The following is a 25,814-nucleotide window of genomic DNA, read 5'->3' as shown; positions in this document are numbered from 1 at the left end:
AGTATAAATTGTCAAGAATTATCTTAACGCTTTGCTGTTTTTTAGCATTTTTACAAGCTAAAAATTTTGATTTGATACAAACAAAACTTGAAAAAGTAGATGATGTCTATGGTTATATAAAAGATGATCCTAGAATTTTATTGTACTCAAGTGGTATAGTTGTACATGAAATTGATACGCAAAAATCTATCATTGCAAGAGCTAGTGTGATAGGGCGTGAAAATGGCTTAGTTAAATTACAATTTAAAGTTTTTGATATGCTAGCTCAAGATGCTATGCCTTTACCAAATGTATTGCCACAAGTAGGCGATAAAATAGTTTTAAATTATTTATACGATAGAGCTTTGATTATAGCTCCTGATAAAAGTGTGTATGATTTTATAGCGCAAAAATTAAATGGAATTTATTTTTTACACCCTGATTTATTTGGTGCTCATATGATACAAGAATACCGCCAAACTCCAAGAAGATCAGATTTTAGATCTTTTTGTTCAAAAAATGCTGTGGGGCTTTTAGTAGTAGCTTTAGAAAATAAAGCTGAGATAGTTGATTGTCAAGACTTTGGTAAGATTGAAGAATTCGCTATACCGCAAGCTCAAAGTTTGCAAATTCCATTTTATTCAAGAATTACAGGTTATAAAAGTGATATTTTTAGCTTAAATGATGAAGCAATTGGAAATTATTATGTATATTATGAAAAATTAATTAGCTTAACTAGAGAAAAATAATGCAAGAAATTCATCAAAAATTCTTTCAAGATCTTTTAGGGGTTGAAAATGCACATTTTGATCCTATTCATAAAAGAGCGTATAGTTATGATGCTACTAAAAAGCATTATTTACCCGATGGAGTACTTTTTCCAAGAGATGAAAATGATATTAGTCAAATTTTAAAATATTGCAATGAAAATAAAATCATCGTCATTCCTAGGGGTTCAGGTAGTGGATTTACCGGTGGAAGCTTGGCTGTTAATGGTGGAGTGGTGTTAAGCTTTGAAAAGCATATGAATAAAATTTTAGAAATTGATCTTGAAAATTTAGTTGCAGTGGTACAACCTGGTGTGATAAATATGGCTTTACAAGAAAAAGTAAAAGAATATGGTTTATTTTATCCGCCTGATCCTGCTAGCATGGAGTATTCTTCTTTAGGAGGAAATGTAAGCGAAAATGCAGGGGGTATGAGGGCTGCTAAGTATGGTATAACTAAAGATTATGTAATGGCTTTAAGAGCGGTTTTGCCTAATGGAGAAATCATTAGAGCAGGTAAAAAAACCATAAAAGATGTAGCAGGTTATAATCTAGCTGGAATTTTAATAGCAAGTGAAGGATCTTTGGCTGTGCTTAGTGAGATTACTTTAAAACTAGTAGCTTTGCCAAAGTTTAAAAAAACAGCAATGGGGATTTTTAACAGCATTGATGAAGCAATGAATGCAGTTTATAAAACTTTAGCTAAAGGTGTAACTCCTGTATCTATGGAATTTTTAGATCAATTAAGCATACAAGCATTAGAGCAAAAATTCCAAAAAGGCTTACCTATGGATGCGGGTGCGATTTTAATCGCTGATGTAGATGGTAATGTAGAAGAAGCTATTGAAGCAGATTTAAAAATCTTGCAAGAAAGTTTTTATGAATCTGGTGTAAGAGAGTTTAAAATAGCAAAAGATGAACAAGAAGTAGCTAATATTTGGTTTGCTAGAAGAAATTGCTCTCAAAGCATAGCAATGTATGGAAATTTAAAGCTTAATGAAGATATTACAGTGCCACGTTCAAAACTACCTGAGCTTTTAAAAGGCATAGCTGAAATTTCTAAAAAATATGGTTTTAAAATTCCTTGTTTTGGTCATACTGGTGATGGCAATGTGCATACTAATGTAATGGTAAGTGATAAAAATAATCCTGAATTAGTTAAAAAAGGTTATGAAGCTGTGGAAGAGGTGTTTAAGCTTACAGTCTCTTTAGGTGGGACTTTAAGTGGAGAGCATGGCATAGGCATTTCAAAAGCTCCTTTTATGAAGCTTGCTTTTAGTGAAGCTGAAATGGACTTAATGAGAAATATCAAAAAAGCATTTGATCCAAATAATATACTCAATCCTTTCAAAATGGGACTTTGATGAGCTTTAAAAACTTATTTAAAATTCTTTTAGCTTTAAGAGATAAAGAAATTTTAAATTATGCTGCGGCTTTGAGCTTTTATACTATCTTATCTTTAATACCACTTTTGTTTTTGTGTTTTTGGGTTTTTACCCAAATTCCAAGTTTTGAAATGTATCAAGAAAGAATTAAAAATTTAATTTTTACTTTTTTAATCCCAACTCAACAAGAATTAATCATACAATACATCAATACATTTTTAAAAAACAGCGTAAATTTAGGACTTATAGGGCTTTTAGCTATGGCTTTGACTTCTTTGGCTTTTTTTTCAGGTTATGATTATGTGATCAATAAGCTCTTAGAAGAAGATTCTAAAAGTCTTTGGCACAGTATAAGTTCTTATTGGACTTTAGCAACCTTAACTCCACTTGGGCTTGGAGTGAGTTTTTATATTTCAGGTTTTATACAAAAAACCTTAGATGATTTTAATATTGCTTTAAATTTTTTTGAGATTTTACCTTATGTGATTATATGGGCTTTGTTTTTTGTATCTTATTCAAGTTCAGTAAGCAAAAAAGGCGATTTAAAAACTTTACTTATTAGTTCTTTTGGTGCTTCTGTGATTTGGTATATTTCTAAGATGATTTTTGTATATTATGCTGTATATAATAAAACTTATTTAAATGTATATGGTTCTTTTTCTGTAATATTATTTTTCTTTTTGTGGATTTATATTTCTTGGATTATTTATCTTTTGGGATTAAAGGCTTATTTGCTTTTAAATCAAGAAAATAAAGGGAATAAACCCAAGAGAAACTACAAAAAGAGCTAAGTATTTATTAAATATAGCGATTAAAGATAAAATTAAATAAATAAAATAAAACACAAAAGGTATTGATAGGTTAATCGCATGCATTTTAAACTCAAAAAAATGCATTAAATATAAATCTAATAAATTTCCATAAGAAAAAATATGCAAGATTAAAACCAAAGGATAAAATATCACAAAGGTTAAGCTTAAAGGTATGGCTAAAAATTGCTGAAAACTAAGTAGAGGAAAAAAGTATAATACAGGGATAATCATTGCTAAAAAAGTCCAGATATTTAGCAAAAAAATATGAGTAAAATTTGAAAATTGATCTTTAAAATGGTGAAGATACAAATAAATATAAAAAACTCCCAAAATAGAAAATAAAAACCCAACGCTAAAAAGAAGTTTTGGAAAAATGCTAATACAAAATGCTATACTTAAAAATAAAAATTTAAAACTGAGTATTTTAATATTTTTACTAAATAAATAAAAAGCAAAAATGCTCATTAGTAAAGCTCTTGTGTAAGAAGGACTAAAATCTATTAAAAATATATACAAAATTAAAAGCAAGAAAGCAAAAATACTAATATCAAGTTTTAAACTTCTATAAGGAAAATATCGTTTATGAAAAAAAGCGTATAAAGGAGCAAAAATCAAAAAGCAAAAGCTAAATAACAAGCCCAAATGATACCCGCTAATAGCGATTAAATGCGCGATATTATAAAAATTTACATCATTTCTAAGTTCACTTGATACATTTTTTGCAAAAAATAAAGCCCCGTAAAATTCTTTGATTTTTTCATTTTGATGTTGATTTAAAAAATACCTTATTAAGGTATTTTCTTTTTGTGTTTTGGTTTTGTTAAAATCATAACTTGGCACATAAAAACTTTTACTAAGATAATCTTTAAAGTTAATATTTTTAGTAATTATTCTAAGATTTATTATATCGTTTTTACTTAAATTTAGATCTTTATAACTAGTAGTATAAAAAATAAAATCAGAATTTTTAAGTTTTAAAACTTGATATTTTTTACCTTTTTTATTAGTTTTTTCATAAGAAGATAAAACGATGTTGTCTTTAAGTAGTAAATGCTTAGTAAGTTTAAAATTTTGATATTTTTTATACTCATAGATGAAATTTAAACTAAAAATTGCTAAAAAACATAATAATAAAATAAAAAATTCTCTATAAGTTTCTTTTATAGAGAATTTTAAACTCATTTTTTCTTAGAAAAGCGTGATAAATATAACCATATAACAAAAATTAAAGTGATTATAAAAGCAGGAGCTATATAAGGATAGTTGGTAAATACTTCAAAAGCCTCTTTTAGAGTATTTCCAAAAATAAAACCAGCATAGCCTAAAACAACAGCCCAAATCAGACTAGCTAAGGTATTGATGATAAAAAATCTTACAAAGCTAAATTTACAAAGACCTGCTGCTATAGGAATGATAGTTTTTACTCCATAGATAAATTTTTGCACCACTAAAAGCAAGTCGCCGTATTTTTTGATTTTCATCATAGCAAGAGCAATTTTTCTTCTATGATTTTTAAAATAAGGCATTATGTCTTTTTTGTAGTATTTTCCCAAGATAAATAATAAGGTTGAGCCTATGGTATTAGCTAAAAAGGCTAAAAATATACACAAATGCAAATCAAGTTTAGTAGAACTTGCACAAAGCACTCCTGCAGCAAGTATAGCAACCATACCTCCACCAAAAGAATAAAAAAATAAAATCAAATAGCCATAAGTGCTTAGATTATCTATCATTTCTTGCATGAAAAACCTTATCTTGCAAAATCAATAGCTCTAAGCTCTCTGATAACGTTGACTTTTATTTCACCAGGGTATTGTACTTTTTCTTGAATTTCTTCAGCTATTTCTTTAGCTAAAAGCACAGATTCATCATCATTGACTAATTTTGCATTAACAATAACTCTAATTTCCCTGCCAGCATTAATAGCATAAGCTTTTTTAACCCCTTCTTTACTCTTTGCTATATCTTCAAGCTCACTCACTCTTTTTAAGAAGGCTTCTAAAACCTCACGTCTTGCGCCAGGACGTGCAGCGCTTAGTGTATCTGCTGTACAAACTGCAGCTGATTCTATGCTAATAGCTTCTTCATGCCCATGATGAGCATAAATTGCATTAATTACAACAGGATGTTCTTTGTATCTTTTGCAAAGCTCAGCTCCTAAATCCACATGAGAGCCTTCAAATTCATGTGTTAAAGCCTTGCCTATATCGTGTAAAATCCCAGCTCTTCTTGCTAATTTTTCATCCCCACCACACTCAGCTGCTATGATTCCAGCTAAATGTGCCACTTCTAAAGAATGCGCTAGAGCATTTTGACCATAACTTGCTCTATATCTTAATTTTCCTATTAATTTAACAATTTCAGGATGGATATTATTAAGTCCTAAATCCATTACTATAGTTTGACCTTCTTCTAGGATATTATCTTCAAATTCTTTACAAACTTTTTCATGAATTTCTTCTATTTTTGCAGGTTGTATTCTGCCATCTTCAACTAAAAGTTCAATTACCTTTGTAGCAATGGCGCGTCTATAAAGATTAAAACAACTTACTATGATCGCTCCAGGTGTGTCATCGATGATAATATCAACACCCAAAACCATTTCTAAGGTTTTAACATTTCTTCCTTCTTTGCCTATAATGCGTCCTTTTAATTCATCGTTTTTGATATTTACTACATTAATTAATCTTTCAGCAGCAAATTCTCCCGCAAATCTTGAAGTAGCTTGTGCCAAGATAAAATTAGCCTTTCTTTTGGCTTCGTTTCTAGCTTCTTCTTCGTATTTTCTAACAATATGAGCAATTTCAGCTCTTGAGTTTTCTTCTACTTTTTGTAAAACTATATTTTTTGCTTCTTCTTGTGTAAGACCAGCTGAATGTTCAAGGATTTTTAATACTTCATTTAGTTTTGTTTCATAGTTTTGTTTTAAATTTTCATTTTCCTCATGTAAAGCTTTTATGGTTTGCTGCTCTTTTATTAACTTGTTTTTGTTTTCTTCATGAAGCTTTTCTTGATAATGAAGGTTTTGTTCTTTTTTGTTGAGTTCTTCAAGCTTAATAGAATGCTCTTTTTGTAGTTTTTGAATTTTTTCATCAAATTTTTTCTTTGCTGCAAATTCAGCTTCAGCGACTGAATTTTTAGCATCTTTAAGTGTTAGCTCGGCTTCATATTCAATAGCTTTTGCTTTTGCTTTTGCTTGCTCTAAAAAGATATTGAAATTTGCATCATTAATCTTTTTGGCGACTATATACCCAATCCCTCCGCCTATAAAAACGGCTATTAATGCAACTAGTATTTCTATCATTGTTTTTGACTTTCCTAAAATATTTTTTATAAGGGTTTATATAAAAATTTCCTTTTATATCATGATCTTGGCTAAAAATTTGATGAGATTTTGCATCTATCATTTGTGTAAAAATAACCAAAGGTTTTTTATAAGAAATACTTTCAAAAAACCTATCATAAAAACCTTGACCATGACCGATTCTTCCTAATTTTGCGTCTACACCTATTACAGGGATAATTGCAACATCAATATGAGTTTGTAAAAAAGAATCTTTTGGTTCATATACCCCAAAGCTCTTTTTTTCAAGAGCTAACCTTAATTTTACTACCTTTAAACTTTTATCTTGCATAAATGGAACAAAAATTTGATATTTTTTTGTTAGAAAATGTCTGAATTTATAAAGATTGATTTCATATTTTAAAGGGATATATATGAGGATATTTTTGCAATTTTTGTATAAATTTAGAATTTTCTTTATTTCTTGAAAAACTAAAAAATCTCTTTTATATTGATATTTTAATTTTAAATGCATTTTGGATTTTTGTTTTATTCTAAAATTGTTTTTTATCAAGGCTTTCCTTAAAGTTTTTAACTTTTTATGTTATACTTTTAAGCTTAAAAAATCATAAGGATAAGAATTGAAATTTAAATTTTTTTTAGTAATTTTTATCGCGATATTTTTCACTTCATGTTCGAGTGATAAAGAAAATTCCAGCACTGAAAATACAAACAATGCAAGTTTGACTCAAAGTGAAAACACTGATTTTACTTTGAAATTTTTAGATGGTAGGAAAATGTATGTGAAATATCATGAGCAAGTATTTAATTTTGATGATACAGCTAAAGCTAAGTTGTTTGTTTTTTTTACAACTTGGTGTGCACCTTGTAAGGCTCAAATTCCACATTTAAACAATCTAAATAAAAAATATCAAGATAAATTTGAAGTAATAGCGCTTTTTTTAGAAGAGAATAAAGAGCAAGAAATATTAACTTTTATAGAAGATGAAAAAATGAAATTTCCAGCGGCTATAGGGGATAATAATTTTGTTTTTTCTAAAATTTTAAATGTCAATTCTATTCCAACAATGGTGTTGTTTAATGCAAAAGGCGAAAAGTTTAAAGAGTATTTAGGGATAATCCCTGAAGAAATGTTAGATATAGATATACAAAAAGCGATAATGTAATGTTTGGATTTTTAAAAAATGGTTTGAAAAAAACCTTAGAAAGTATTCATTTAGTTAAAGCTTCAAATAAAATCATTACCAAAGATTTGCTTGAAGAAATGCTTTTAGAGGCTGATGTGGCGTATGAAATAGTCGAAGAGATTATTTATTATCTTCCTCCAAATGATGAGGTTAAAAAGACTGATTTAGAGCGTGTTATGGGGACTTATTTTATTTATGATAAACCAGAACTTGCCAATGTCAAGCCTTTTGTGGATTTGATTTTAGGTGTAAATGGGGTAGGTAAGACTACAAGCATTGCTAAAATGGCGCATTTGCATAAAGAAAATGGTGAAAAAATTATACTTGGAGCTTGTGATACTTTTAGAGCAGGAGCCATAGAGCAATTAAAATTATGGGCACAAAAATTAAATATAGATATCATAGCTACTTCACAAGGACACGATCCTTCAGCGGTTGCTTATGATGCTATTTCTAAAGCTTTGGCAAAAAACTATGATAGGGTTATTTTAGATACAGCAGGACGCTTGCAAAATCAAAAAAATCTTGCTAATGAACTTGAAAAAATCGTTCGCATAAGCGATAAAGCTATGCAGGGAGCTCCTCATAGAAAAATCCTTGTGCTTGATGGCACTCAAGGCGTAGCAGGAATTTTGCAAGCAAAAGCTTTTAATGATTTAGTAAAACTTGATGGAGTGATTATTACAAAACTTGATGGAACGGCTAAAGGCGGGGCTTTATTTAGTATAGCAAGAGAACTTGAGCTTCCTATTTTATATGTAGGAGTAGGGGAGCAGCTAGGACAAATTCATGAGTTTAACCCTAGTGAATATGTTAAAACTTTAGTTGAAGAGATTTTTGCATAATTTATGGCTAAAAAACATATTTTATTTGAATGCCAAGCTTGTGGAAACCAACAAAGTAAATGGCTAGGAAAATGTCCTGAATGTGGTTCTTGGGATAGTTTTGTTGAGTTAAAGCAAGAACAAATTAAGGTTTTAAAAGAGTTAAATTCGCTCTCAAACACTCCAAGTTCTGCAGTATGTATCAATGATGTTATAGCAGAAAATTTCACACGTATTAGTACTGATGATAATGAGCTTGATTTGGTTTTAGGTGGTGGGCTTGTTGTAGGTTCTTTGGTGTTAATTGGGGGTTCACCTGGGGTTGGAAAATCCACACTTTTATTAAAAATTGCTTCCAATTTAGCTAAAAGTGGTAAAAAAGTACTTTATGTAAGTGGCGAGGAAAGCAAATCTCAAATCAAACTGCGTGCAGATCGTTTAAATGCAAATTGCGAGAATTTATTTTTACTTACTGAGCTTTGCTTGGAAGATATTTTAAGCGAGCTTTCTAAAAAAGATTATGAAATTTTAATTATTGATTCTATACAAACTTTATATTCTAATAAAATTACTTCAGCAGCAGGTAGTATCACTCAAGTTAGAGAAATTACCTTTGAGTTAATGCGCTATTCTAAGGCCAATAATATTAGCACTTTTATCATAGGGCATATTACTAAAGATGGAGCTATAGCTGGACCTAGAATTTTAGAGCATATGGTAGATGTAGTGCTTTATTTTGAAGGTGATGCTAATAAAGAAATAAGAATTTTAAGAGGTTTTAAAAATCGTTTTGGAAATATTTCTGAAGTTGGTATTTTTGAAATGACTTCTAAGGGTTTAATTAGCGCTAAAGACATAGCTAATAGATTTTTTACGCGTGGTAAGGCAGTAAGTGGTAGTGCTTTAAGTGTAGTGATGGAAGGAAGTAGAGCTTTAGTACTAGAAATTCAAGCCTTAGTTTGCGAGAGTGCTTATCCAAAACGCAGTGCAACAGGCTATGAAAAAAATCGCTTAGATATGCTTATAGCTTTACTTGAGAGAAAGCTTGAAATTCCTTTGGGTCATTATGATGTTTTTATTAATGTAAGTGGTGGAGTGAAAATTAGCGAAACTGCAGCAGATTTAGCGGTGGTTGCGGCGATTATTTCAAGTTTTAAAAATCGCCCTTTAAGTAAAGATAGTGTTTTTGTGGGCGAACTTAGTTTAAATGGTGAGATCAAAGAAGTATTTTCACTTGATGTGCGTTTAAAAGAAGCTAAAATGCAAAAATTTAAAAATGCCATAGTGCCTGTAAAACCTATGGAAGAACTTGGCTTAAAATGTTTTGTAGCCAAAGAATTACGTGAGGTTTTAGAATGGATGTAAAATTTGATGTAATCATTATAGGTTCAGGTCTTGGAGGCTTAAGTGCGGGTGCTTTTTTAGCTAGAAATGGTAAAAAAGTTTTAGTTTTAGAACAGCATTCTTTAATCGGTGGTTGCGCTACTTGTTTTAAAAGAAAAGGCGCTTTGATTGATGCGGGACTTCATGAGATGGACCTAGGTGAAGCAAAAACTGATATGAAGCATTTGGTTTTTGATAAGCTTGGTATAAAGAATAAAATTCAAATTTTACCTTTACCAAATGCATGGAGTATTAAAAGTAAAAATTATAATCTAACTTTACCTCATGGTATAGAAAAAGTAAAAGAAGTTTTGAAAAAAGAATTTCCACAAGAAAGTAAAGGTATAGATAAATATTTTAAAGCTATAAAAACGCAAGCTTATGCTATTCGAAGATTTCCTTGGGATTTAAAATTAAGTGAGTTATTGTTGTTTCCTTTTGACACTGCTTGGATATTTATTAAAAATAGATTGTTTAATAAAAAAGTTTATGATGTTTTAAATGCTTATATTAAAAATGATAAGCTAAAAAAGATTTTAAATGCAAATATGAGTTATTATCATCATGATAGTAAAGAATTTATTTTTAGTTTTCATGCTATTGCACAAAAGCATTATTATGATGGTGGGGTGTATATTAAAGGTGGCTCGCAAGCTTTAAGTGATGTCTTGGCTGAGGTTATCAAAGAAAATCAAGGGCAGGTTTTAGCTAAGGCTGAAGTTGTTAAAATACTCACAAAAGATCAAAAAGCTTATGGAGTAGAATACATTCAAAATAATCAAAAACACACCATCCATGCGCAAAATATCATCGCAAATTGTGATCCTTTAATCGTATATAAAGACTTGCTTAAAGATTTAAATTTAACCCAAGAAATCAAAGCAATAGAGTCTAAAAAGCGCGCTTGTTCTTTGGTAAGTGCTTATTTTATTTATGATAAAGATATTTCTAAAATTTATAAAAATATGGATTATTGTAATTTTATATTTGAAGATGATTTTTTAAATAGTTCATATGAAAATACTAATATTTTAAAACTAGATATCAAAAAAAGACCTATGGCTTTTGTGAATTATTCTAAGGTTGATAGTGGCTTAGCTAGTGATAAGTATATAGGTGTTGTAGCTTTTAGTTCAAATTATAGTGAATGGGATTTAAATAAGCAAGATTATAAAACTAAAAAAGAAGAAGTGTTAAAAGCTATAGTGCAAAGACTAGATGAGATTTTTCCGAATTTAAGTTCACACTTAATCCATCAAGAATTAGCTACCCCAAAAACTATACAAAGATACACTAAAGCTTATGAAGGTGCAATTTATGGATTTTCTCAAGATCAAGAAGGAGTTAAATATAGGTTACATTATAAAAGTAAAAGTATAGAAAATTTGTATTTTGCTAATGCTTTTATATTTCCTGGTGGTGGCTTTACAGGCGCGATTTTGGGTGGATATTTTTGTGCTAATAAAATGAATTTTCATTAAAATATAAGCAATTTTTTTCTATAATATTAGCTTTGAAATATTTATTCTGCTAAGGATTTTTAATGAAGGATTTATTTTTATTTAGTTCTTTTATAGATTCTAGTCACACTTTTGCATACTTTTTTCATTTGGGTATAGTAGTTGTGATTTCTTTGATTTTAGCAAAACTTGCTACAAGATCTATGCAAATTGTCCCAAGAGGTAGTCAGAATTTAGCCGAAGCTTACATGGAAGGCATTTTAAGTATGGGTAGAGATACTATGGGTAGTGATGAAGCTGCTAGAAAATATTTACCTTTAGTTGCAACTATAGGTTTTATGGTATTTTTTAGTAATATTATAGGAATTATCCCTGGTTTTGAAGCTCCAAGTGCTAGTTTAAATTTTAGTGCTTCTTTGGCTATTATAGTATTTGTGTATTATCATTTTGAAGGCATTAGAACTCAAGGATTTTTTAAGTATTTTGCACATTTCATGGGGCCTGTGAAAATTCTAGCGCCTTTAATGTTTCCTATAGAAGTGGTTTCTCATTTTTCAAGAGTTATTTCTTTATCTTTCCGTTTATTTGGTAATATTAAAGGAGATGATTTATTCTTAGCAGTTATTTTAGCTCTTGTGCCTTGGGTTGCACCACTGCCTGCTTATATGCTTTTAACTTTTATGGCATTTTTACAATCTTTTATTTTTATGATTTTAACTTATGTTTATTTAGCAGGTGCAACTGTAGTTGATGAGCATCATTAATTTTTAAAAAGCAAAAAATTATTTTTTGCTTTTTTCTTTTTTAATATACTTCTTTTATTCTTTTTTAAACTCTTTTTGAAATAAAAAACGCTAGAATAAACAAAAAATTCTAAGGAAAATTTTAATGTTTGAAGTTGTTATAGGACTTGAAGTTCATGCGCAATTAAATACAAAAACAAAAATCTTTTGCTCATGTGCGACTTCTTTTGGAGAAAAATCAAATACTAATGTATGCCCAACATGTTTAGCTTTACCAGGTGCTTTACCTGTATTAAATCAAGAAGCGGTAAAAAAAGCCATAGCATTTGGAAAAGCAGTTAATGCAACTATAAATAAAAAAAGTATTTTTAATAGAAAAAATTATTTTTATCCTGATTTGCCAAAAGCTTATCAAATTTCACAATTTGATATTCCTATAGTAGAAAATGGTGAGTTATTTATTAATGTAAATGGAGAAAATAAACGCATAGGTATCACCAGAGCTCATTTAGAAGAAGATGCAGGAAAAAATATACATGAGAGTAATTTCTCAAAAGTAGATTTAAATAGAGCAGGTACGCCTTTGCTTGAAATCGTTAGTGAGCCTGAACTTAGAAGTTCTGATGAGGCAGTGGCTTATTTGAAAAAGTTACATTCTATTATAAGATTTTTAGATATTTCAGATGCAAATATGCAAGAAGGTAGTTTTAGATGTGATGCTAATGTTAGTATTCGTCCAAAGGGTGATGATAAGCTTTATACTAGAGTGGAGATTAAAAACTTAAATTCATTTCGTTTTATCCAAAAGGCGATTGAGTATGAAGTAAAACGCCAAAGTGAAGCTTGGGAAGATGGAAAATACGATCAAGAAGTTGTGCAAGAAACAAGATTGTTTGATACGGTTAATTTAGTTACTAGAAGTATGAGAGGTAAAGAAGATTCTGCTGAATATAGATATTTCCCTGATCCTGATCTTTTACCTGTGATTTTAAATGATGAAATGCTAAATCAAGATATACCTGAACTTCCTGATGAGAAAAAAGCTAGATTTGTTAGTGAATTAGGTATTAAAGAAAGTGATAGTGAAGTGATTGTTTCTTCATTAGAGCTTTGTAGATATTTTGAGTATCTAATTAATCAAAAATTAAATCCAAAACTTTGTGTTACTTGGCTTACGACTGAGTTAATGGGACTTTTAAAAGGCGAATTGACCATAGAAAACTCACCTATAAAACAAGAAAAATTAGCTATTTTAATCAAACGCATAGAAGAAGGTGTTATTAGCGCTAAAGCAGGTAAGGATATTTTAGCTTATGTGTTTGAAAACACAGAAGTTGAAATTGATGATGCTATTGAAAAACTTGGTTTAAAACAAGTAAGTGATGATAGTGCTATTGAAAAGATTATTGATGAAATTTTAGCAAATAATGAAGATAAAGTAACTGAATATAAAAGTGGTAAAGATAAACTTTTTGGTTTCTTTGTTGGTCAAGCAATGAAAGCAGGTAAAGGTGCATTTAATCCTGCTAAGGTAAATGAAATTTTAAAAGCAAAACTTGGTTAAATATGAAAATAGCAGTTGTTGGTGCAGGAAAATGGGGAAGTGCTTTATATGATGCATTGAGTGTTAAAAATGAATGCGTGATAACTTCTTTTCATGAAAAAGATCTTTCTTATTTTGTTAGCACCAAAGAAGCTTTAGAATATGAATATTTAGTTTTTGCTTTATACGCTCAAGGAATACATGAGTGGCTTGCAAATAATTTTAAAGATTTAAATCAAAAAATTCTTGTAGCTTCTAAAGGTATTGATTATAAAAGTTTAAAATTTATGGATGAGGTTTTTAGTGAGTTTATAAGTAGTGATAGACTTTGTTTTTTAAGTGGTCCTTCTTTTGCAAGTGAAGTTTTAGAAAAAAAACCTTGTGCTTTGGTTGTTAGTGGTAAAAATCAAGAGCTTTGTAATCAATTTGCAAGTTTTTTTCCAAATTATATTAAAACCTATACAAGTTCTGATGTTAAAGGCGCTGAAATTTGTGGTGCATATAAGAATGTTTTAGCAATTGCAAGCGGGGTTTGCGATGGTTTAAATTTAGGTAATAATGCAAGAGCTTCTTTGGTTTCAAGAGGCTTGGTGGAAATGCACCGCTTTGGACAATTTTTTAACGCTAAAGAAGAAACTTTTTTAGGACTTAGTGGGGCTGGAGATTTATTTTTAACAGCTTCAAGCAATCTATCAAGAAATTATAGAGTAGGTTTGAGTCTAGCTAGTGGTAAAAATATAAAAGATATTTTGATGGAACTTGGTGAGGTAGCCGAAGGAGTGCAAACTGCTTATGCTATACATTCTTTATCAAAACAATTTCAAATTTATACCCCAATTGTTAATGAAGTAGTCTTAATGTTAGAGGGTAAAAATGCTTGGGAATCTTTGAAAGATTTGATGTCATCAAAGGAGGAAATATCATGATTATCAAAAATGCAAAAATTTATGGTGAGCAAAAGCTTGATCTTAAAATAGAAGATGGAAAAATCACTCAAATTGCTAATGATTTAAATGATGATGAGCATATTGTTGATATAGAAGGTAAGACTTTACTTCCTTCATTTATTGATTTAAATGTTAGTTTGCTTGATAATGAATTTAGTATAGATAGATTATATGATCTAGAAAAAGCATGCTTAAAAGGTGGGGTGGGAACTATTGTTTTAAAAGATAGTTTAGAAGCTAATACTCAAGGCTATGCACTTTATTTTGATAAATTAAAATCTTTAGATATTAATGTTTTACCTATTATTAATGTATTAGATAAAACAAAAAAATTAAAAAATATTGCTACCTTGATTGATATGGGTGCAAAAGGCTTAGAGCTTTCAAGTACTTTGGGTGCAAATTATTTAAGACAATGTATGCAATATGCTAATATGAAATCAACTCCGGTGTTTTTAAAGTGTTTTGATGAGAGTTTTGATGATCATGGAGTGATGAATGATGGACAAATAAGCTTTGAATTAGGTCTTATAGGAATTAGTAATATAGCTGAAACTAGTGAAGTAGCAAAAATGAAAGAACTAATGGAATTTTATAAAAACAAAGCTTGTTTTAGTTCTTTAGCAATTGCAAGATCATTTGAATTATTGCATGATCAATATAGTGAAATTTCAATCCATCATTTAATCAAAGATGAAAGTGCATGTGAAAATTTCAATACTCAAGCAAAAATTTTACCTCCACTGAGAGCAAAAAATGAATTAATAAGTCTTAAAAAATTACTTCAAGATAAAAAAATTACTTTCTTAAGCTCTTTACATACTCCTAGCACTAAAAAAGATTTAGCTTTTGATGAAGCAGATTTTGGAGTTAATGCCATAGCTATGTATATGAGTTTATGTTTTACATATTTAGTAAAAGAAGGTATTTTAACTTGGAAAGAATTATGTGATTTTACAAGTTATAATCAAGCGCAATTTTTAGGGTTAAACAAAGGTAAAATAGAACTTGGTTTTGATGCTGATTTAGTTGTATTTGATGAAAATCTTTCTTTTAATGGAGAAGGTTTATATGTAAATGATATCTTACAAGGTAAGGTAGAAAAAAGCTTTATAGCAGGAAAAGTTTTTAGCCTTTAAGCTAAAAACTTTTATTTATTCTGCATAGCTTGTGCTACTTGAGCTGAGCTATTTCTAATTTTTTCCATACACTCTCTAGCTTCTTTAGCTAAGTCCACACTTTGATTTACGCCGCTTAAGCCATCTTTAATGCTTTGTACCACTTCAGCTGTTACATTTCTTATAGAATTAATGGTAGTAGTAATTTCATTTACTGAATGTCCGGTTCTTTCGGCTAGATTTCTAACTTCATCAGCAACTACGGCAAAGCCTCTACCATGCTCACCTGCACGCGCTGCTTCAATAGCTGCATTTAGTGCTAAAAGATTAGTTTGATCAGCTATATCACTAATGGTTTGAATGATATTTTTAATTTCTTCTGATTGCTCATTTAGCGATGAAACCAAATTACTACTATTATTCATCATATCAGCAATGCCTTGAATATTTTGAACTGTATTTTCTATAACGCTATCACCTTCTTGAGTTAAATTATCATTTTGCTCAGCTAATTCGCTGATAAGTTTTAATTTTTCTTCATCTCTTACAACTTGCTCGGTAATATCTGTTGCAAATTTAATAACTTTGTAAATTTCTCCATCATCATTTTTAATAGGATTATAACTTGCTTCTAAATGGATTAGCTTATTGTTTTTACCAAAGCGTATAAATTTTCCTGATTGAAATTTACCGCTTCTTAGCTCTTCCCAAAAAATTGTATATTCTTTTGAATTTCTAAATTTTTCTTCACAGAACATACTATGATGCTTTCCTTTGATTTCGCTTAATGAATAGCCCATAGTTTGAGTAAAATTTTCATTAGCACTTAAAATTTCTCCATAAGGATTAAACTCGATAATGGCCATAGAACGATTAGCGGCATCTATGGTGTTTTTTAGATCAAGCATTTCATAGTGTCTTTGAGTGATATCGTTTGCAAATTTAATAACCTTATATACTTCGTTATTTTGGTTTAAAATAGGAAGATAATTTGCTTCAAGATAAATATCTTTCCCGCCTTTTGCAATACGTCTAAAAAGACCATTTCTTGATTTACCGCTTTTTAAATCTCTCCAAAAGTCAACATAGCGTTGTGATTTTACTACCTCAGGCAAGCAAAACATACTATGGTGTTTTCCCTTAATTTCATCTAGAGAGTAATTCATGGTTTTTAGAAAATTTTCATTAGCACTAATAATAGTCCCATCTGTTTGAAATTCTATCATAGCCATAGTTTTACCAATGGCATTAAGTATATCTTGAAAAGCTTGAATGGACTGCTCTAATTGAGTAATTTGTTCATTAATTTTTTTCTTGTTGATAAACATAAAACCCCTTTATAAAATAATTTGAAATTATATAGTGTTTTTTAAAATAAATAATTTGTTTATATTAGTTTTTTGTTAAATTAGAGAATTTTTCTTGTAAAGAAAATCTTATTAAATCATTGATTTTTTCACTATCATTTAAGAATTGTTTATTGAGATTTTCTAGTTCTTTTAAAAAATTAAAAAGAGTTTCTTCCCATAATGCATTATTTTTTTTACTTAAATTCATGGTTTGAATATGATTAAGTTTTCTACTCATATCGCTTAAATTTTCTAAAAATTCATCTTTGTAATTTTCATTTTGAAGTGTAAAAGTATTTTGCAAAAGATTATTTTTGATATTTCTTATTTCTTCATTGATTAGATCACAAAATTCAGGATAGATGTCATTTTTTATAGGTTCAAGTAAAGATTGCTCGTCTAATTTTAAAGTGTATTTTTTAATAGCAAAGAAAAGAACTAAAAAAGCTAATGCACTAATTAAGAGATAAAAAACCATTTTTCTAAAATTTCCTTAAAATGGTGCGGTTAGCGAGATTTGAACTCGCACACGCTGAGCGTACCACCCCCTCAAGATGGCGTGTCTACCAATTCCACCATAACCGCATAAGCCCCACAAGAGGGCTTTGAAAATTTTAAGCTGCTACTAATGCTTGGAATGGATTAGCATAAAGAGCGATAAGAGCAATAACAAGCGCATAAATAACTTGAGCTTCAATCATCGCTAAAGCAATAAACATAGTAGTCATTAATTTACCACCAAGACCAGGGTTTCTAGCAGTACCTGCTATAGTTGCTGCTGCAGTATTACCCATACCGATAGCTCCACCTAAAGCTGCAACACCAAGTCCTAAACCTGCTGCTAAGATAGAAAAAGAAGCTAACCATTGATTCATAGAACCTTCAGCTGCAAATGCAAAACCGCTTAAAGCTAGCATTAAAAATACGATTTTTTTCATAGTTTTTCCTTATAAAAATTTAAATCCTTTCGGCTTGCGTATCCCTACTCGTGATTTATAAAAGCGTAATTATATATCAATATAGCTTTAAAATTATTGAAATTTAAATTAATAGATCTATTTTAAAACAAATTAAAGTTTTTTTTAGCTACATTAAAAATTTTTTATAGTTTTATAAATTTAAGGTTATTTTTATGAATGAAAAATTTTCTAAAATAGGTTTTGTATTAGCAGTGGCAGGTTCAGCTGTTGGACTTGGAAATGCTTGGAAATTTCCAACTTTAGTAGGACAAAATGGAGGCTCAGCTTTTGTACTTTTGTATTTACTTTTGACTTTGGGCGTAGGTTTTGTGATATTTTTAGCCGAACTTAGCATAGGAAAACTCAGCGAAAAAGACCCAGTGAATGCTTATTATACTTTAGCTCCAAAATATAAAAGAGCTTGGTCTATAGTTGGTTTTTCTTTAATAGGTGCTATTTTGATTGTATCTTTTTATAGTGTGATTATAGGATGGATTGTCAAATATGCTTATTTTGGATTTTTTCCTTTACCAAAAAGCATAGAAGAGAGTGGCGCTATTTTTGGAAATTTACTTTCTAATGATGTTTTATCTCAATTTATATGTTTTACTTTTGTATTTATAGTTATTTTTTATGTAGTATCAAAAGGTGTTAAAAGTGGTATAGAAAAACTCAATGTTTGGATGATGCCAAGTTTATTTATACTACTTATTTTAATGCTTGGATATTCTTTTAGTATGGATGGTTTTTCTAAGGCAAGTGAGTTTTTATTTTCTCCGGATTTTTCCAAGCTTGGGGTAGGAGCTTTTTTGAGTGCATTGGGACTTGCTTGTTTTTCTTTATCTATTGGAGTGGGCTCGATTATAACTTATTCTGCAAGTTTATCAGATAAAACAAATTTTATTACAAGTACTATTAATATTATTATTATTAATATTATCATTGGTATTATGATGGGGCTTATTGTATTTACTTTTATATTTGAATTTAATGGCAATCCAGCTCAGCAAGGTCCAGGTTTGATTTTTGTATCTTTAATGAGTTTATTTTCAAATATTGACCCAATTGGCTTTTTACCTTTGGGAAATATTTTAGCTGTGGCTTTTTTTATTGCATTGTTTTTTGCAGGGATTACTTCAGCAGTTTCCATGATAGAGCCTTTAACTTTTTATTTAATCAATTCTTATAATTTTACAAGAAAAAAAGCTTTGATTTTTATAGCTTTCATTGTATATTTTTTGGGAAGTTTGTGTATTTTATCAGGAATTGAGTGGAGTAAAGATTCTTTAGAATTTTTTGGAAAAAGTTTTTTTGATATATTAGATTTTATTGCTTCAAATTTAATGATGCCTTTGGGCGGATTATTTGGTGCAATTTTCGTAGGTTTTGTGCTTAAAAAAGAAGCTTTACAAACTTTATTTTATCCTTATATGAGGGGTAAATATTTTGAGTGTTGGTATTTTTTTGTAAGATATATCTCACCTTTAGCGGTGATTTTAATCATGGTAAAACAATTATTTTTTTAAGGTTAAAAGATGAATGAAAAATTTTCTAAAATAGGCTTTGTATTAGCGGTAGCAGGTTCAGCTGTTGGACTTGGAAATGCTTGGAAATTTCCAACTTTAGTGGGTAACAATGGCGGTTCAGCTTTTGTGGTGGTATATTTACTTTTAACCTTGGGTGTGGCTTTTGTGATATTTTTGGCTGAACTTAGCATAGGAAAACTTAGTGAAAAAGATCCTGTAAATGCTTATTATACTTTAGCGCCAAAAAATAAAAAGGCATGGTCATTTGCGGGATTTTTTATGCTTGGTGCTATTATTTTAGTGTCTTTTTATAGTGTTGTTATAGGTTGGATAGCAAAATATGCTTATTTTGGGTTTTTTGAATTACCTAAAGATACAAAAGAAGCAGGCGCTATTTTTGGAAATTTACTTTCTAATGATGTTTTATCTCAATTTATATGTTTTACTTTTGTGTTTATGGTAATTTTTTATGTAGTATCAAAAGGTGTTAAAAGTGGTATAGAAAAACTCAATGTTTGGATGATGCCAAGCTTATTTATACTGCTTATTTTAATGCTTGGATATTCTTTTAGTATGGATGGTTTTTCTAAAGCAAGTGAGTTTTTATTTGTACCTGATTTTTCAAAATTAAGTGTTAATTCTATATTAGACGCACTAGGGCTTGCATTTTTTAGTATGTCTTTGGGTGTATGTGTGATTTTAACTTATGCAGCAAGCTTGCCTGATAAAACAAATTTTATAAGCAGTGCTTTAAATATTATCATTATTAATACTATCATTGGTTTGATGATGGGACTTATTGTATTTACTTTTATATTTGAATTCGGAGCCGATCCTACTCAACAAGGTCCAGGACTTATATTTATATCATTAACAACGCTTTTTGCAAAGTTAGGATTTTTGGGAAATGTTTTAGCCATAGCCTTTTTTATAGCTTTATTTTTTGCAGGGATTACTTCGGCTATTTCTATGATAGAACCTTTTACTTTTTATCTTATAAATCGTTATCAAATTTCAAGAAAAAAAGCTTTGGTTTTTGTGGGTATGATTGTTTATTTTCTTGGAAGTTTATCTATACTTTCTTTTTATCATGTAAGTGCATCAAGTTTAAATTTCTTTGGAAAAAGTTTTTTTGATATTTTAGACTTTTTCATACAAAATTTATTAATGCCAATTTCTGCTTTAATTACAGCATTTTTTGTGGGTTTTGTGCTTAAAAAAGAAGCTTTACAAACTTTATTTTACCCATTTATGCGTGGGATATATTTTGAAATTTGGTATATCTTTTTAAGATACATTTCTCCATTAGCGGTTATTTTAATCATGGCCAGACAGCTTTTTTTCTAAGGTGTTAAAATGAATGATAAATTTTCTAAAATAGGTTTTGTGTTAGCAGTAGCAGGTGGAGCTATAGGGCTTGGAAATGCTTGGAAATTTCCAACCTTAGTAGGCCAAAATGGTGGTTTTGCTTTTGTACTTTTGTATTTACTTTTGACTATTAGTATAGGATTTTGTGTATTTTTGGCTGAAATTGCTATGGGAAGATTAAGTCAAAGTGATCCTGTCAATGCTTATAAAAGCTTAGCAACTAAGTATGCTCAAAAATGGAAATTTGCTGGATTTTTTATGCTCGGTGGAATTTTTGTATTATCTTTTTATCTTGTTATTATGGGTTGGGTTTTAAAATACATGATAACTTCGATTTATTATCTACCTAGCAATACTCAAGAAGCAGGAGCTTTATTTGGAAATTTAATACAAAATAGTATTTTAGAAAGTAGTTTGTATTTTTTAATTGCTTTTTTTCTTACCTTGTTTGTTGTTTCAAGAGGGGTTAAAAGCGGTATAGAAAAACTTAATGTTTGGATTATGCCAAGTTTGTTTATTATGCTTGTTTTAATGCTAGTATATTGTTTTTTTCAAGATGGTTTTAAGGAAGCTTTTGTTTATTTGTTTTATCCTGATTTTACCAAGCTTAGTTTAAACTCTGTTTTAACAGCTTTAGGTCTTGCTTTTTTTACTTTATGTTTAGGTATAGGTTGTATTACCACTTATGCAGCCTCTTTAAAAGACGATACAAATTTAATTACAAGTTCGGCCATAATTGTGCTTTTAAATATCAGTATAGGTTTGATGATGGGACTTATTGTATTTACTTTTATATTTAAATTTAATGCTAATCCTGCAGAAGGAGCTGGGCTTGTATTTATATCTTTAACAACTTTATTTTCTAATTTAGGTGCTATCTTTGGACATTTTTTAGCTTTTTATTTTTTCTTAGCTTTATTTTTTGCAGGGATTACTTCAGCAGTTTCTATGATAGAACCTTTTACTTTTTATCTTGTAAATGAATATAAAATTTCAAGAAAAAAAGCTTTGGTTTTTATAGGCTTTGTAGTCTTTCTTTTGGGAATGAGTTGTATTTTATCTTTTAGTGCTAATTATGGGGCTAGCTTTAGTTTTTTTGGTTTAAGTTTTTTTGATATTTTAGATAAATTAACTTCTAATTTTATGCTCCCACTTGGAGCTATTGCAAGTGCTATTTTCGTAGGATTTTTTGTGGAAAAAATAAAAATTTACAATTTATTTTCTAAGTTTATGAGTAGAAGTATTTTTGAAGTATGGTATTTTTTACTTAGATTTGTTGCACCTATTGCGATTATTATCATTATGTTAAATCAAATTTTATAAATTTATTTTTTAAGAAAGTAGAGTTATAATTGCAAAGATGTAAAAATAAGGAAAAATTATGGCTAAAAAGTTAATTGATGTGATGGATACCACATTTAGGGATGGTTTTCAATCTGTTTATGGTGCTAGAGTTTTAATGAATGATTTTTTTCCTGCCCTAGAAGCAGCTAAAGAAGCAGATATTAAGCATTTTGAATTTGGTGGTGGAGCTAGATTCCAAAGTCTATTTTTTTATTTGAATGAAAATGCTTTTGAAATGATGGACAAATTTAGAGCCATCGTTGGAAAAGATGCAAATTTACAAACTCTTGCAAGAGGGGTTAATACCGTAGCACTTGATACAGGTAGTAAAGAAATTATCAATTTGCATGCAAAAATGTTTGCAAAACACGGCACAACTACAATAAGAAATTTTGATGCATTAAATGATGTAAATAATTTAAAATTTAGTGGAGAATGTATAGTTAAACATGGTTTAAAACATGAAATTACCATTACTTTAATGGATTTACCTCCAAAATGTAAAGGTGCGCATGATGTGCCATTTTATGAAAGAATTTTAAAAGAAATTCTACAAGCTCAAATTCCTTTTGATAGTATTTGTTTTAAAGATGCAAGCGGAACTTCAAATCCAAATAAAATTTATGAAGTTATTAAAATGGCTAGAAAAAACCTGCCTGAAAATATGCATATAAGATTACATACGCATGAAACCGCAGGGGTGAGTATAGCATGCTATTTAGCAGCTTTAGAAGCAGGTGTTGATGGTATAGATTTAGCTGCAGCTCCTGTTAGTGGTGGTACTTCTCAACCTGATATTTTAACAATGCTTCATGCTCTAAAAGGAAGCAATTTTGATCTTGGTTTAGATGAAGAAAAAATTTTAAAATACGAAGAAGTATTAAAAGATTGTTTAAAAGATTATTTTCTACCACCTGAAGCAACGGCGGTAAATCCTTTAATACCTTTTTCACCTATGCCAGGTGGAGCATTAACTGCTAATACGCAAATGATGAGAGATAATAATATTTTAGATAAATTTCCTCAAGTTATAAAAGCTATGCAAGAAGTAGTAGAAAAAGGTGGTTATGGTACTTCTGTCACTCCTGTATCGCAGTTTTATTTCCAGCAAGCTTTTAATAATGTAATGTTTGGTCCTTGGAAAAAAATTGCAGATGGATATGGAAAAATGGTTTTAGGATATTTTGGAAAAACTCCCGTTGCTCCAGATCCTGAAGTAATTAAGCTTGCAAGTGAGCAATTAAAATTAGAGCCAACTACAAAATTAGCAACAGATATTGCCGATGCAGATGAGAGTAAAAGCATAGCTTATATTAAAAACTTATTGGAAAAAGAAAATTTAGAAACAAGTGAAGAAAATATTTTTATCGTTGCAGCTTGTAAAGAAAAAGGCATAGCTTTCTTAAAAGGTGAAGCTAAGGTTAATGTTAGAAAAAATAGCAAATTAAAACCAAGTCTTGTTAATGAAAATCAATTTACTGTTTCAGTTAATGGTAATAAATACCATGTAGAAGTAAGTGCAGGTTTTGATAGAGATGTTAATGTTAAAAGTGCTGTAAAAGTAAGTAGTAACAACGCAGAAGCTAAAAAAGCCCAAACAGGCGATAATGCTATCGTTGCAAGTATGAATGCAAATGTATTTAAAATTTTAGTCAAAGAAAATGATAGTGTAAAAGCAGGGCAAGTTGTAGCTGTACTTGAAGCTATGAAAATGGAGATTGAAGTTAGTGCAAGTAAAGATGGAGAAATTGCAGAACTTTTAGTAAATGCTGGTGAGAGTGTAAGTGAAGGCCAAGCTTTAATGACTTATAAATAAGGAGGCAAAAATGATAGGTTTAGAAAATTTAGGTTTAGAAAATATCGGACAAGTTTTTCATAATCTTAGTTATGATGAGCTTTTAAAACACGAAAAAAACAATAATGAAGGTGTATGTACTAAAAATGGTACTTTTAGTGTGGATACGGGAATTTTTACCGGAAGAAGTCCTAAGGATAAATATTTTGTAAAACAAGATCCTTCACAAAAATATATTGCTTGGGGTAAGATTAATCAACCTATTAGTGAGGAGTTATTTGAAAAACTTTTAGCAAAAGCTAAAAAACAACTTAGTAATAGTGATATTTATATCCAAGATGCATATTGTGGAGCTTCGTTAAAAAGTCGTAAAGCTGTGCGTTTTGTAACGCAAATTGCATGGCAAGCGCATTTTGTAAAAAATATGTTTATTCGCCCAAAAGAAGAAGATCTTAAAGAGTTTAAGCCTGATTTTGTAGTATATAATGCTTGTAAATGTGTGAATGAAGATTATAAAAAAGATGGTTTAAATTCAGAGGTTTTTGTCATTTTTAACATAGAAAAAAATATAGCAGTAATTGGTGGAACTTGGTATGGTGGAGAGATGAAAAAAGGAATTTTTTCTATGATGAATTATTGGCTTCCACTTGAAAATAAACTTTCTATGCATTGTAGTGCTAATGTTGGAGAAAAAGGCGATGTGGCGCTTTTCTTTGGGCTTAGTGGTACAGGTAAAACTACTCTTTCAACTGATCCAAAAAGAAAATTAATAGGCGATGATGAGCATGGTTGGGATGATGAGGGTGTGTTTAATTTTGAAGGAGGTTGTTATGCAAAATGCATTAACCTTGATCCTCAAAGTGAGCCAGAAATTTATGGGGCAATCAAACAAAATGCACTTTTAGAAAATGTAGTTTTAAAAGATGATTTAAGCGTTGATTTCAATGATGGCTCTAAAACTGAAAATACTAGAGTTTCTTATCCGATAGAGCATATTTTAAATCACGAGCCAAGCCTTAGTGCAGGTCATCCTAGTAATATCATTTTCCTTTCAGCGGATGCTTTTGGTGTTTTACCTCCGGTTAGTAAACTTAGTAAAGAACAAGCAATGTATTATTTTCTAAGTGGTTATACTGCTAAAGTAGCAGGAACTGAAAGAGGTATTACTGAACCTGTTGCGACTTTTTCAGCTTGTTTTGGAGAAGTGTTTTTGCCATTACATCCAACTGTTTATGCAAAACTTTTGGGCGAAAAAATCAGCAAGCATAATGTGAATGTTTATCTGGTAAATACCGGTTGGAGCGGTGGAACTTATGGTGTAGGTAAAAGAATGAGTATTAAAGCTACTAGAGCTTGCATTAATGCGATTTTAGATGGTAGTATACAAAATTGTGAGTTTGAAAACTATGATTTATTCAATCTTGCAGTTCCAAAAGAATTAGCAGGTGTAGAAAGTAAGCTATTAAATCCTATTAATACTTGGGAGGATAAAAAAGCTTACGAAGAAACCAAATTAAAGCTTGCGAAAATGTTTATAGAAAATTTCAAACGCTATGAAGATGTAAAAGAAGGAGCAGAATTTAAATTAGCTGGCCCTGCTATCTAAAAAGAGTTGAGCTCTTTTTAGAATAGTGATTCAGGATTGATTTGGGTTTCTTTATTTTTTGGAAGCTCAAATCCACCTAACATATGAAAATGCAAATGAAAAACTTCTTGTCCGCTATTTTTTCCACAATTTGTGATTAATCTATACCCACTTTTATCAAGTCCTAAAAGAGTAGCTAGTTCTTGAATGAATTGTGTCATTTCGCTCATTAATTCAGGTCTTAATTCTTGAAAGTTTTCAAAATGTTCTTTTGGAATGATTAAAATATGAATAGGTGCTTTAGGATTGATATCATGAAAAGCTAAAAATTTTTCACTTTCTAAAACTTTATTAGCAGGAATTTTTCCTTCTACGATTAGTTCAAATACGGTTTTTTCTCTCATTTGGTAGTCCTTTTTTTATTATTTTTGCTAAT

At 29.8% G+C, this 25,814-nt stretch carries 23 protein-coding genes, 1 tRNA gene and 2 pseudogenes; 16 read left to right on the top strand and 10 right to left on the bottom strand.

Annotation, left to right across the window (positions count from 1 at the left end; translation table 11 throughout):
• Positions 1-17 precede the first annotated feature (17 nt).
• The 3 genes from CAMP5053_RS00945 to CAMP5053_RS00935 are packed head-to-tail and all read left to right on the top strand — an operon-like array spanning position 18 to position 2,922.
• Positions 18-728 (top strand): plasminogen-binding N-terminal domain-containing protein, encoded by a 711-nt coding sequence (locus CAMP5053_RS00945; protein ID WP_337217124.1) that lies wholly within the window; start codon positions 18-20, stop codon positions 726-728.
• Positions 728-2,110, top strand: coding sequence for an FAD-linked oxidase C-terminal domain-containing protein (locus CAMP5053_RS00940; protein ID WP_337217095.1), 1,383 nt, complete (start codon positions 728-730; stop codon positions 2,108-2,110). The genes CAMP5053_RS00945 and CAMP5053_RS00940 overlap by 1 nt, the downstream gene beginning before the upstream one ends.
• A complete protein-coding gene (locus tag CAMP5053_RS00935) occupies positions 2,110-2,922 on the top strand; it encodes a YihY/virulence factor BrkB family protein (RefSeq protein ID WP_087685400.1) in 813 nt (270 codons plus the stop codon). Before CAMP5053_RS00940 ends, CAMP5053_RS00935 begins: the two co-directional genes overlap by 1 nt.
• Here the strand turns inward: CAMP5053_RS00935 and CAMP5053_RS00930 are convergent.
• Genes CAMP5053_RS00930 through CAMP5053_RS00915 form a run of 4 tightly spaced genes read right to left on the bottom strand, consistent with a single transcriptional unit; the run spans position 2,869 to position 6,800 of the window.
• A complete protein-coding gene (locus tag CAMP5053_RS00930) occupies positions 2,869-4,125 on the bottom strand; it encodes a ComEC/Rec2 family competence protein (protein ID WP_337217094.1) in 1,257 nt (418 codons plus the stop codon). The genes CAMP5053_RS00935 and CAMP5053_RS00930 overlap by 54 nt on opposite strands.
• Positions 4,122-4,685: a DedA family protein gene (locus CAMP5053_RS00925; protein WP_261545193.1), complete on the bottom strand. Its 564-nt coding sequence runs from the start codon at positions 4,683-4,685 to the stop codon at positions 4,122-4,124. The genes CAMP5053_RS00930 and CAMP5053_RS00925 overlap by 4 nt, the downstream gene beginning before the upstream one ends.
• Before the next feature lie 8 nt (positions 4,686-4,693).
• Positions 4,694-6,247 carry a ribonuclease Y gene (rny, locus tag CAMP5053_RS00920; RefSeq protein ID WP_263667240.1) on the bottom strand — a complete coding sequence of 518 codons (1,554 nt, stop codon included), beginning with the start codon at positions 6,245-6,247 and terminating at the stop codon, positions 4,694-4,696.
• On the bottom strand, positions 6,171-6,800 hold the full coding sequence (locus CAMP5053_RS00915; protein ID WP_337217093.1) for a 5-formyltetrahydrofolate cyclo-ligase: 630 nt from the start codon (positions 6,798-6,800) through the stop codon (positions 6,171-6,173). Before CAMP5053_RS00915 ends, rny begins: the two co-directional genes overlap by 77 nt.
• Positions 6,801-6,867: 67 nt before the next feature.
• On the opposite strand from CAMP5053_RS00915, the gene CAMP5053_RS00910 reads away from it, so the two are divergent.
• From CAMP5053_RS00910 to CAMP5053_RS00875, 8 genes are all read left to right on the top strand, one after another.
• Positions 6,868-7,413, top strand: a complete 546-nt coding sequence (locus CAMP5053_RS00910; protein ID WP_337217092.1) for a TlpA family protein disulfide reductase — start codon at positions 6,868-6,870, stop codon at positions 7,411-7,413.
• Complete coding sequence (ftsY, locus tag CAMP5053_RS00905) at positions 7,413-8,279, top strand: signal recognition particle-docking protein FtsY (RefSeq protein WP_261545191.1); 867 nt, start codon at positions 7,413-7,415, stop codon at positions 8,277-8,279. The genes CAMP5053_RS00910 and ftsY overlap by 1 nt, the downstream gene beginning before the upstream one ends.
• A 3-nt stretch (positions 8,280-8,282) precedes the next feature.
• On the top strand, positions 8,283-9,623 hold the full coding sequence (radA, locus tag CAMP5053_RS00900; RefSeq protein WP_258108000.1) for a DNA repair protein RadA: 1,341 nt from the start codon (positions 8,283-8,285) through the stop codon (positions 9,621-9,623).
• The gene (locus tag CAMP5053_RS00895) at positions 9,614-11,122 is read left to right on the top strand and encodes a phytoene desaturase family protein (RefSeq protein ID WP_337217091.1); all 1,509 of its coding nucleotides are present in this window, start codon (positions 9,614-9,616) and stop codon (positions 11,120-11,122) included. The genes radA and CAMP5053_RS00895 overlap by 10 nt, the downstream gene beginning before the upstream one ends.
• A gap of 62 nt (positions 11,123-11,184) precedes the next feature.
• Complete coding sequence (locus CAMP5053_RS00890; protein WP_039668715.1) at positions 11,185-11,865, top strand: F0F1 ATP synthase subunit A; 681 nt, start codon at positions 11,185-11,187, stop codon at positions 11,863-11,865.
• A 124-nt stretch (positions 11,866-11,989) separates the two neighbouring features.
• On the top strand, positions 11,990-13,408 hold the full coding sequence (gene gatB / locus CAMP5053_RS00885; RefSeq protein ID WP_087699293.1) for an Asp-tRNA(Asn)/Glu-tRNA(Gln) amidotransferase subunit GatB: 1,419 nt from the start codon (positions 11,990-11,992) through the stop codon (positions 13,406-13,408).
• Positions 13,409-13,410: 2 nt separating this feature from the next.
• Complete coding sequence (locus CAMP5053_RS00880) at positions 13,411-14,313, top strand: NAD(P)H-dependent glycerol-3-phosphate dehydrogenase (protein ID WP_214100287.1); 903 nt, start codon at positions 13,411-13,413, stop codon at positions 14,311-14,313.
• Positions 14,310-15,473 (top strand): metal-dependent hydrolase, encoded by a 1,164-nt coding sequence (locus tag CAMP5053_RS00875; protein ID WP_087699297.1) that lies wholly within the window; start codon positions 14,310-14,312, stop codon positions 15,471-15,473. Before CAMP5053_RS00880 ends, CAMP5053_RS00875 begins: the two co-directional genes overlap by 4 nt.
• 11 nt (positions 15,474-15,484) lie before the next feature.
• On the opposite strand, the pseudogene cetZ (CAMP5053_RS08585) reads toward CAMP5053_RS00875, so the two are convergent.
• From cetZ (CAMP5053_RS08585) to CAMP5053_RS00855, 5 genes and pseudogenes are all read right to left on the bottom strand, one after another.
• Positions 15,485-15,910 (bottom strand): annotated as a pseudogene (cetZ, locus tag CAMP5053_RS08585) (energy taxis response protein CetZ); the annotation flags it as partial.
• Between the two features lie 102 nt (positions 15,911-16,012).
• A pseudogene (gene cetZ / locus CAMP5053_RS08580) lies at positions 16,013-16,678 on the bottom strand (energy taxis response protein CetZ); the annotation flags it as partial.
• Positions 16,679-16,844: 166 nt separating this feature from the next.
• Entirely contained in the window at positions 16,845-17,279 is a 435-nt protein-coding gene (locus CAMP5053_RS00865; RefSeq protein ID WP_263667247.1) for a hypothetical protein, read from the bottom strand.
• Between the two features lie 21 nt (positions 17,280-17,300).
• Positions 17,301-17,386, bottom strand: a tRNA-Leu gene (locus tag CAMP5053_RS00860).
• A gap of 29 nt (positions 17,387-17,415) precedes the next feature.
• Complete coding sequence (locus CAMP5053_RS00855) at positions 17,416-17,739, bottom strand: F0F1 ATP synthase subunit C (RefSeq protein WP_012661906.1); 324 nt, start codon at positions 17,737-17,739, stop codon at positions 17,416-17,418.
• A gap of 194 nt (positions 17,740-17,933) precedes the next feature.
• Here CAMP5053_RS00855 and CAMP5053_RS00850 point away from each other — a divergent pair, with 194 nt between their 5' ends.
• From CAMP5053_RS00850 to pckA, 5 genes are read left to right on the top strand one after another with little or no spacing between them, the layout of a single operon-like run.
• Entirely contained in the window at positions 17,934-19,286 is a 1,353-nt protein-coding gene (locus CAMP5053_RS00850; RefSeq protein ID WP_263667249.1) for a sodium-dependent transporter, read from the top strand.
• Between the two features lie 9 nt (positions 19,287-19,295).
• Complete coding sequence (locus CAMP5053_RS00845; RefSeq protein ID WP_263659755.1) at positions 19,296-20,633, top strand: sodium-dependent transporter; 1,338 nt, start codon at positions 19,296-19,298, stop codon at positions 20,631-20,633.
• Between the two features lie 9 nt (positions 20,634-20,642).
• Entirely contained in the window at positions 20,643-21,977 is a 1,335-nt protein-coding gene (locus CAMP5053_RS00840) for a sodium-dependent transporter (RefSeq protein WP_133319885.1), read from the top strand.
• 58 nt (positions 21,978-22,035) lie between these two features.
• Positions 22,036-23,814, top strand: a complete 1,779-nt coding sequence (locus CAMP5053_RS00835) for a biotin/lipoyl-containing protein (protein ID WP_337217090.1) — start codon at positions 22,036-22,038, stop codon at positions 23,812-23,814.
• 10 nt (positions 23,815-23,824) lie between these two features.
• Positions 23,825-25,399: a phosphoenolpyruvate carboxykinase (ATP) gene (pckA, locus tag CAMP5053_RS00830; RefSeq protein ID WP_337217089.1), complete on the top strand. Its 1,575-nt coding sequence runs from the start codon at positions 23,825-23,827 to the stop codon at positions 25,397-25,399.
• 17 nt (positions 25,400-25,416) lie between these two features.
• On the opposite strand, the gene CAMP5053_RS00825 is transcribed toward pckA, so the two are convergent.
• Positions 25,417-25,782, bottom strand: coding sequence for a histidine triad nucleotide-binding protein (locus tag CAMP5053_RS00825; protein ID WP_039626806.1), 366 nt, complete (start codon positions 25,780-25,782; stop codon positions 25,417-25,419).
• Positions 25,783-25,814 lie beyond the last annotated feature (32 nt).

The sequence above is a fragment of the Campylobacter sp. S4:11 genome, assembly GCF_024723695.1.
GTDB lineage: Bacteria > Campylobacterota > Campylobacteria > Campylobacterales > Campylobacteraceae > Campylobacter_D > Campylobacter_D jejuni_C.
Note: the sequence above shows the minus strand (reverse complement) of the source record. Positions and strands in the feature narration are given on the sequence as shown.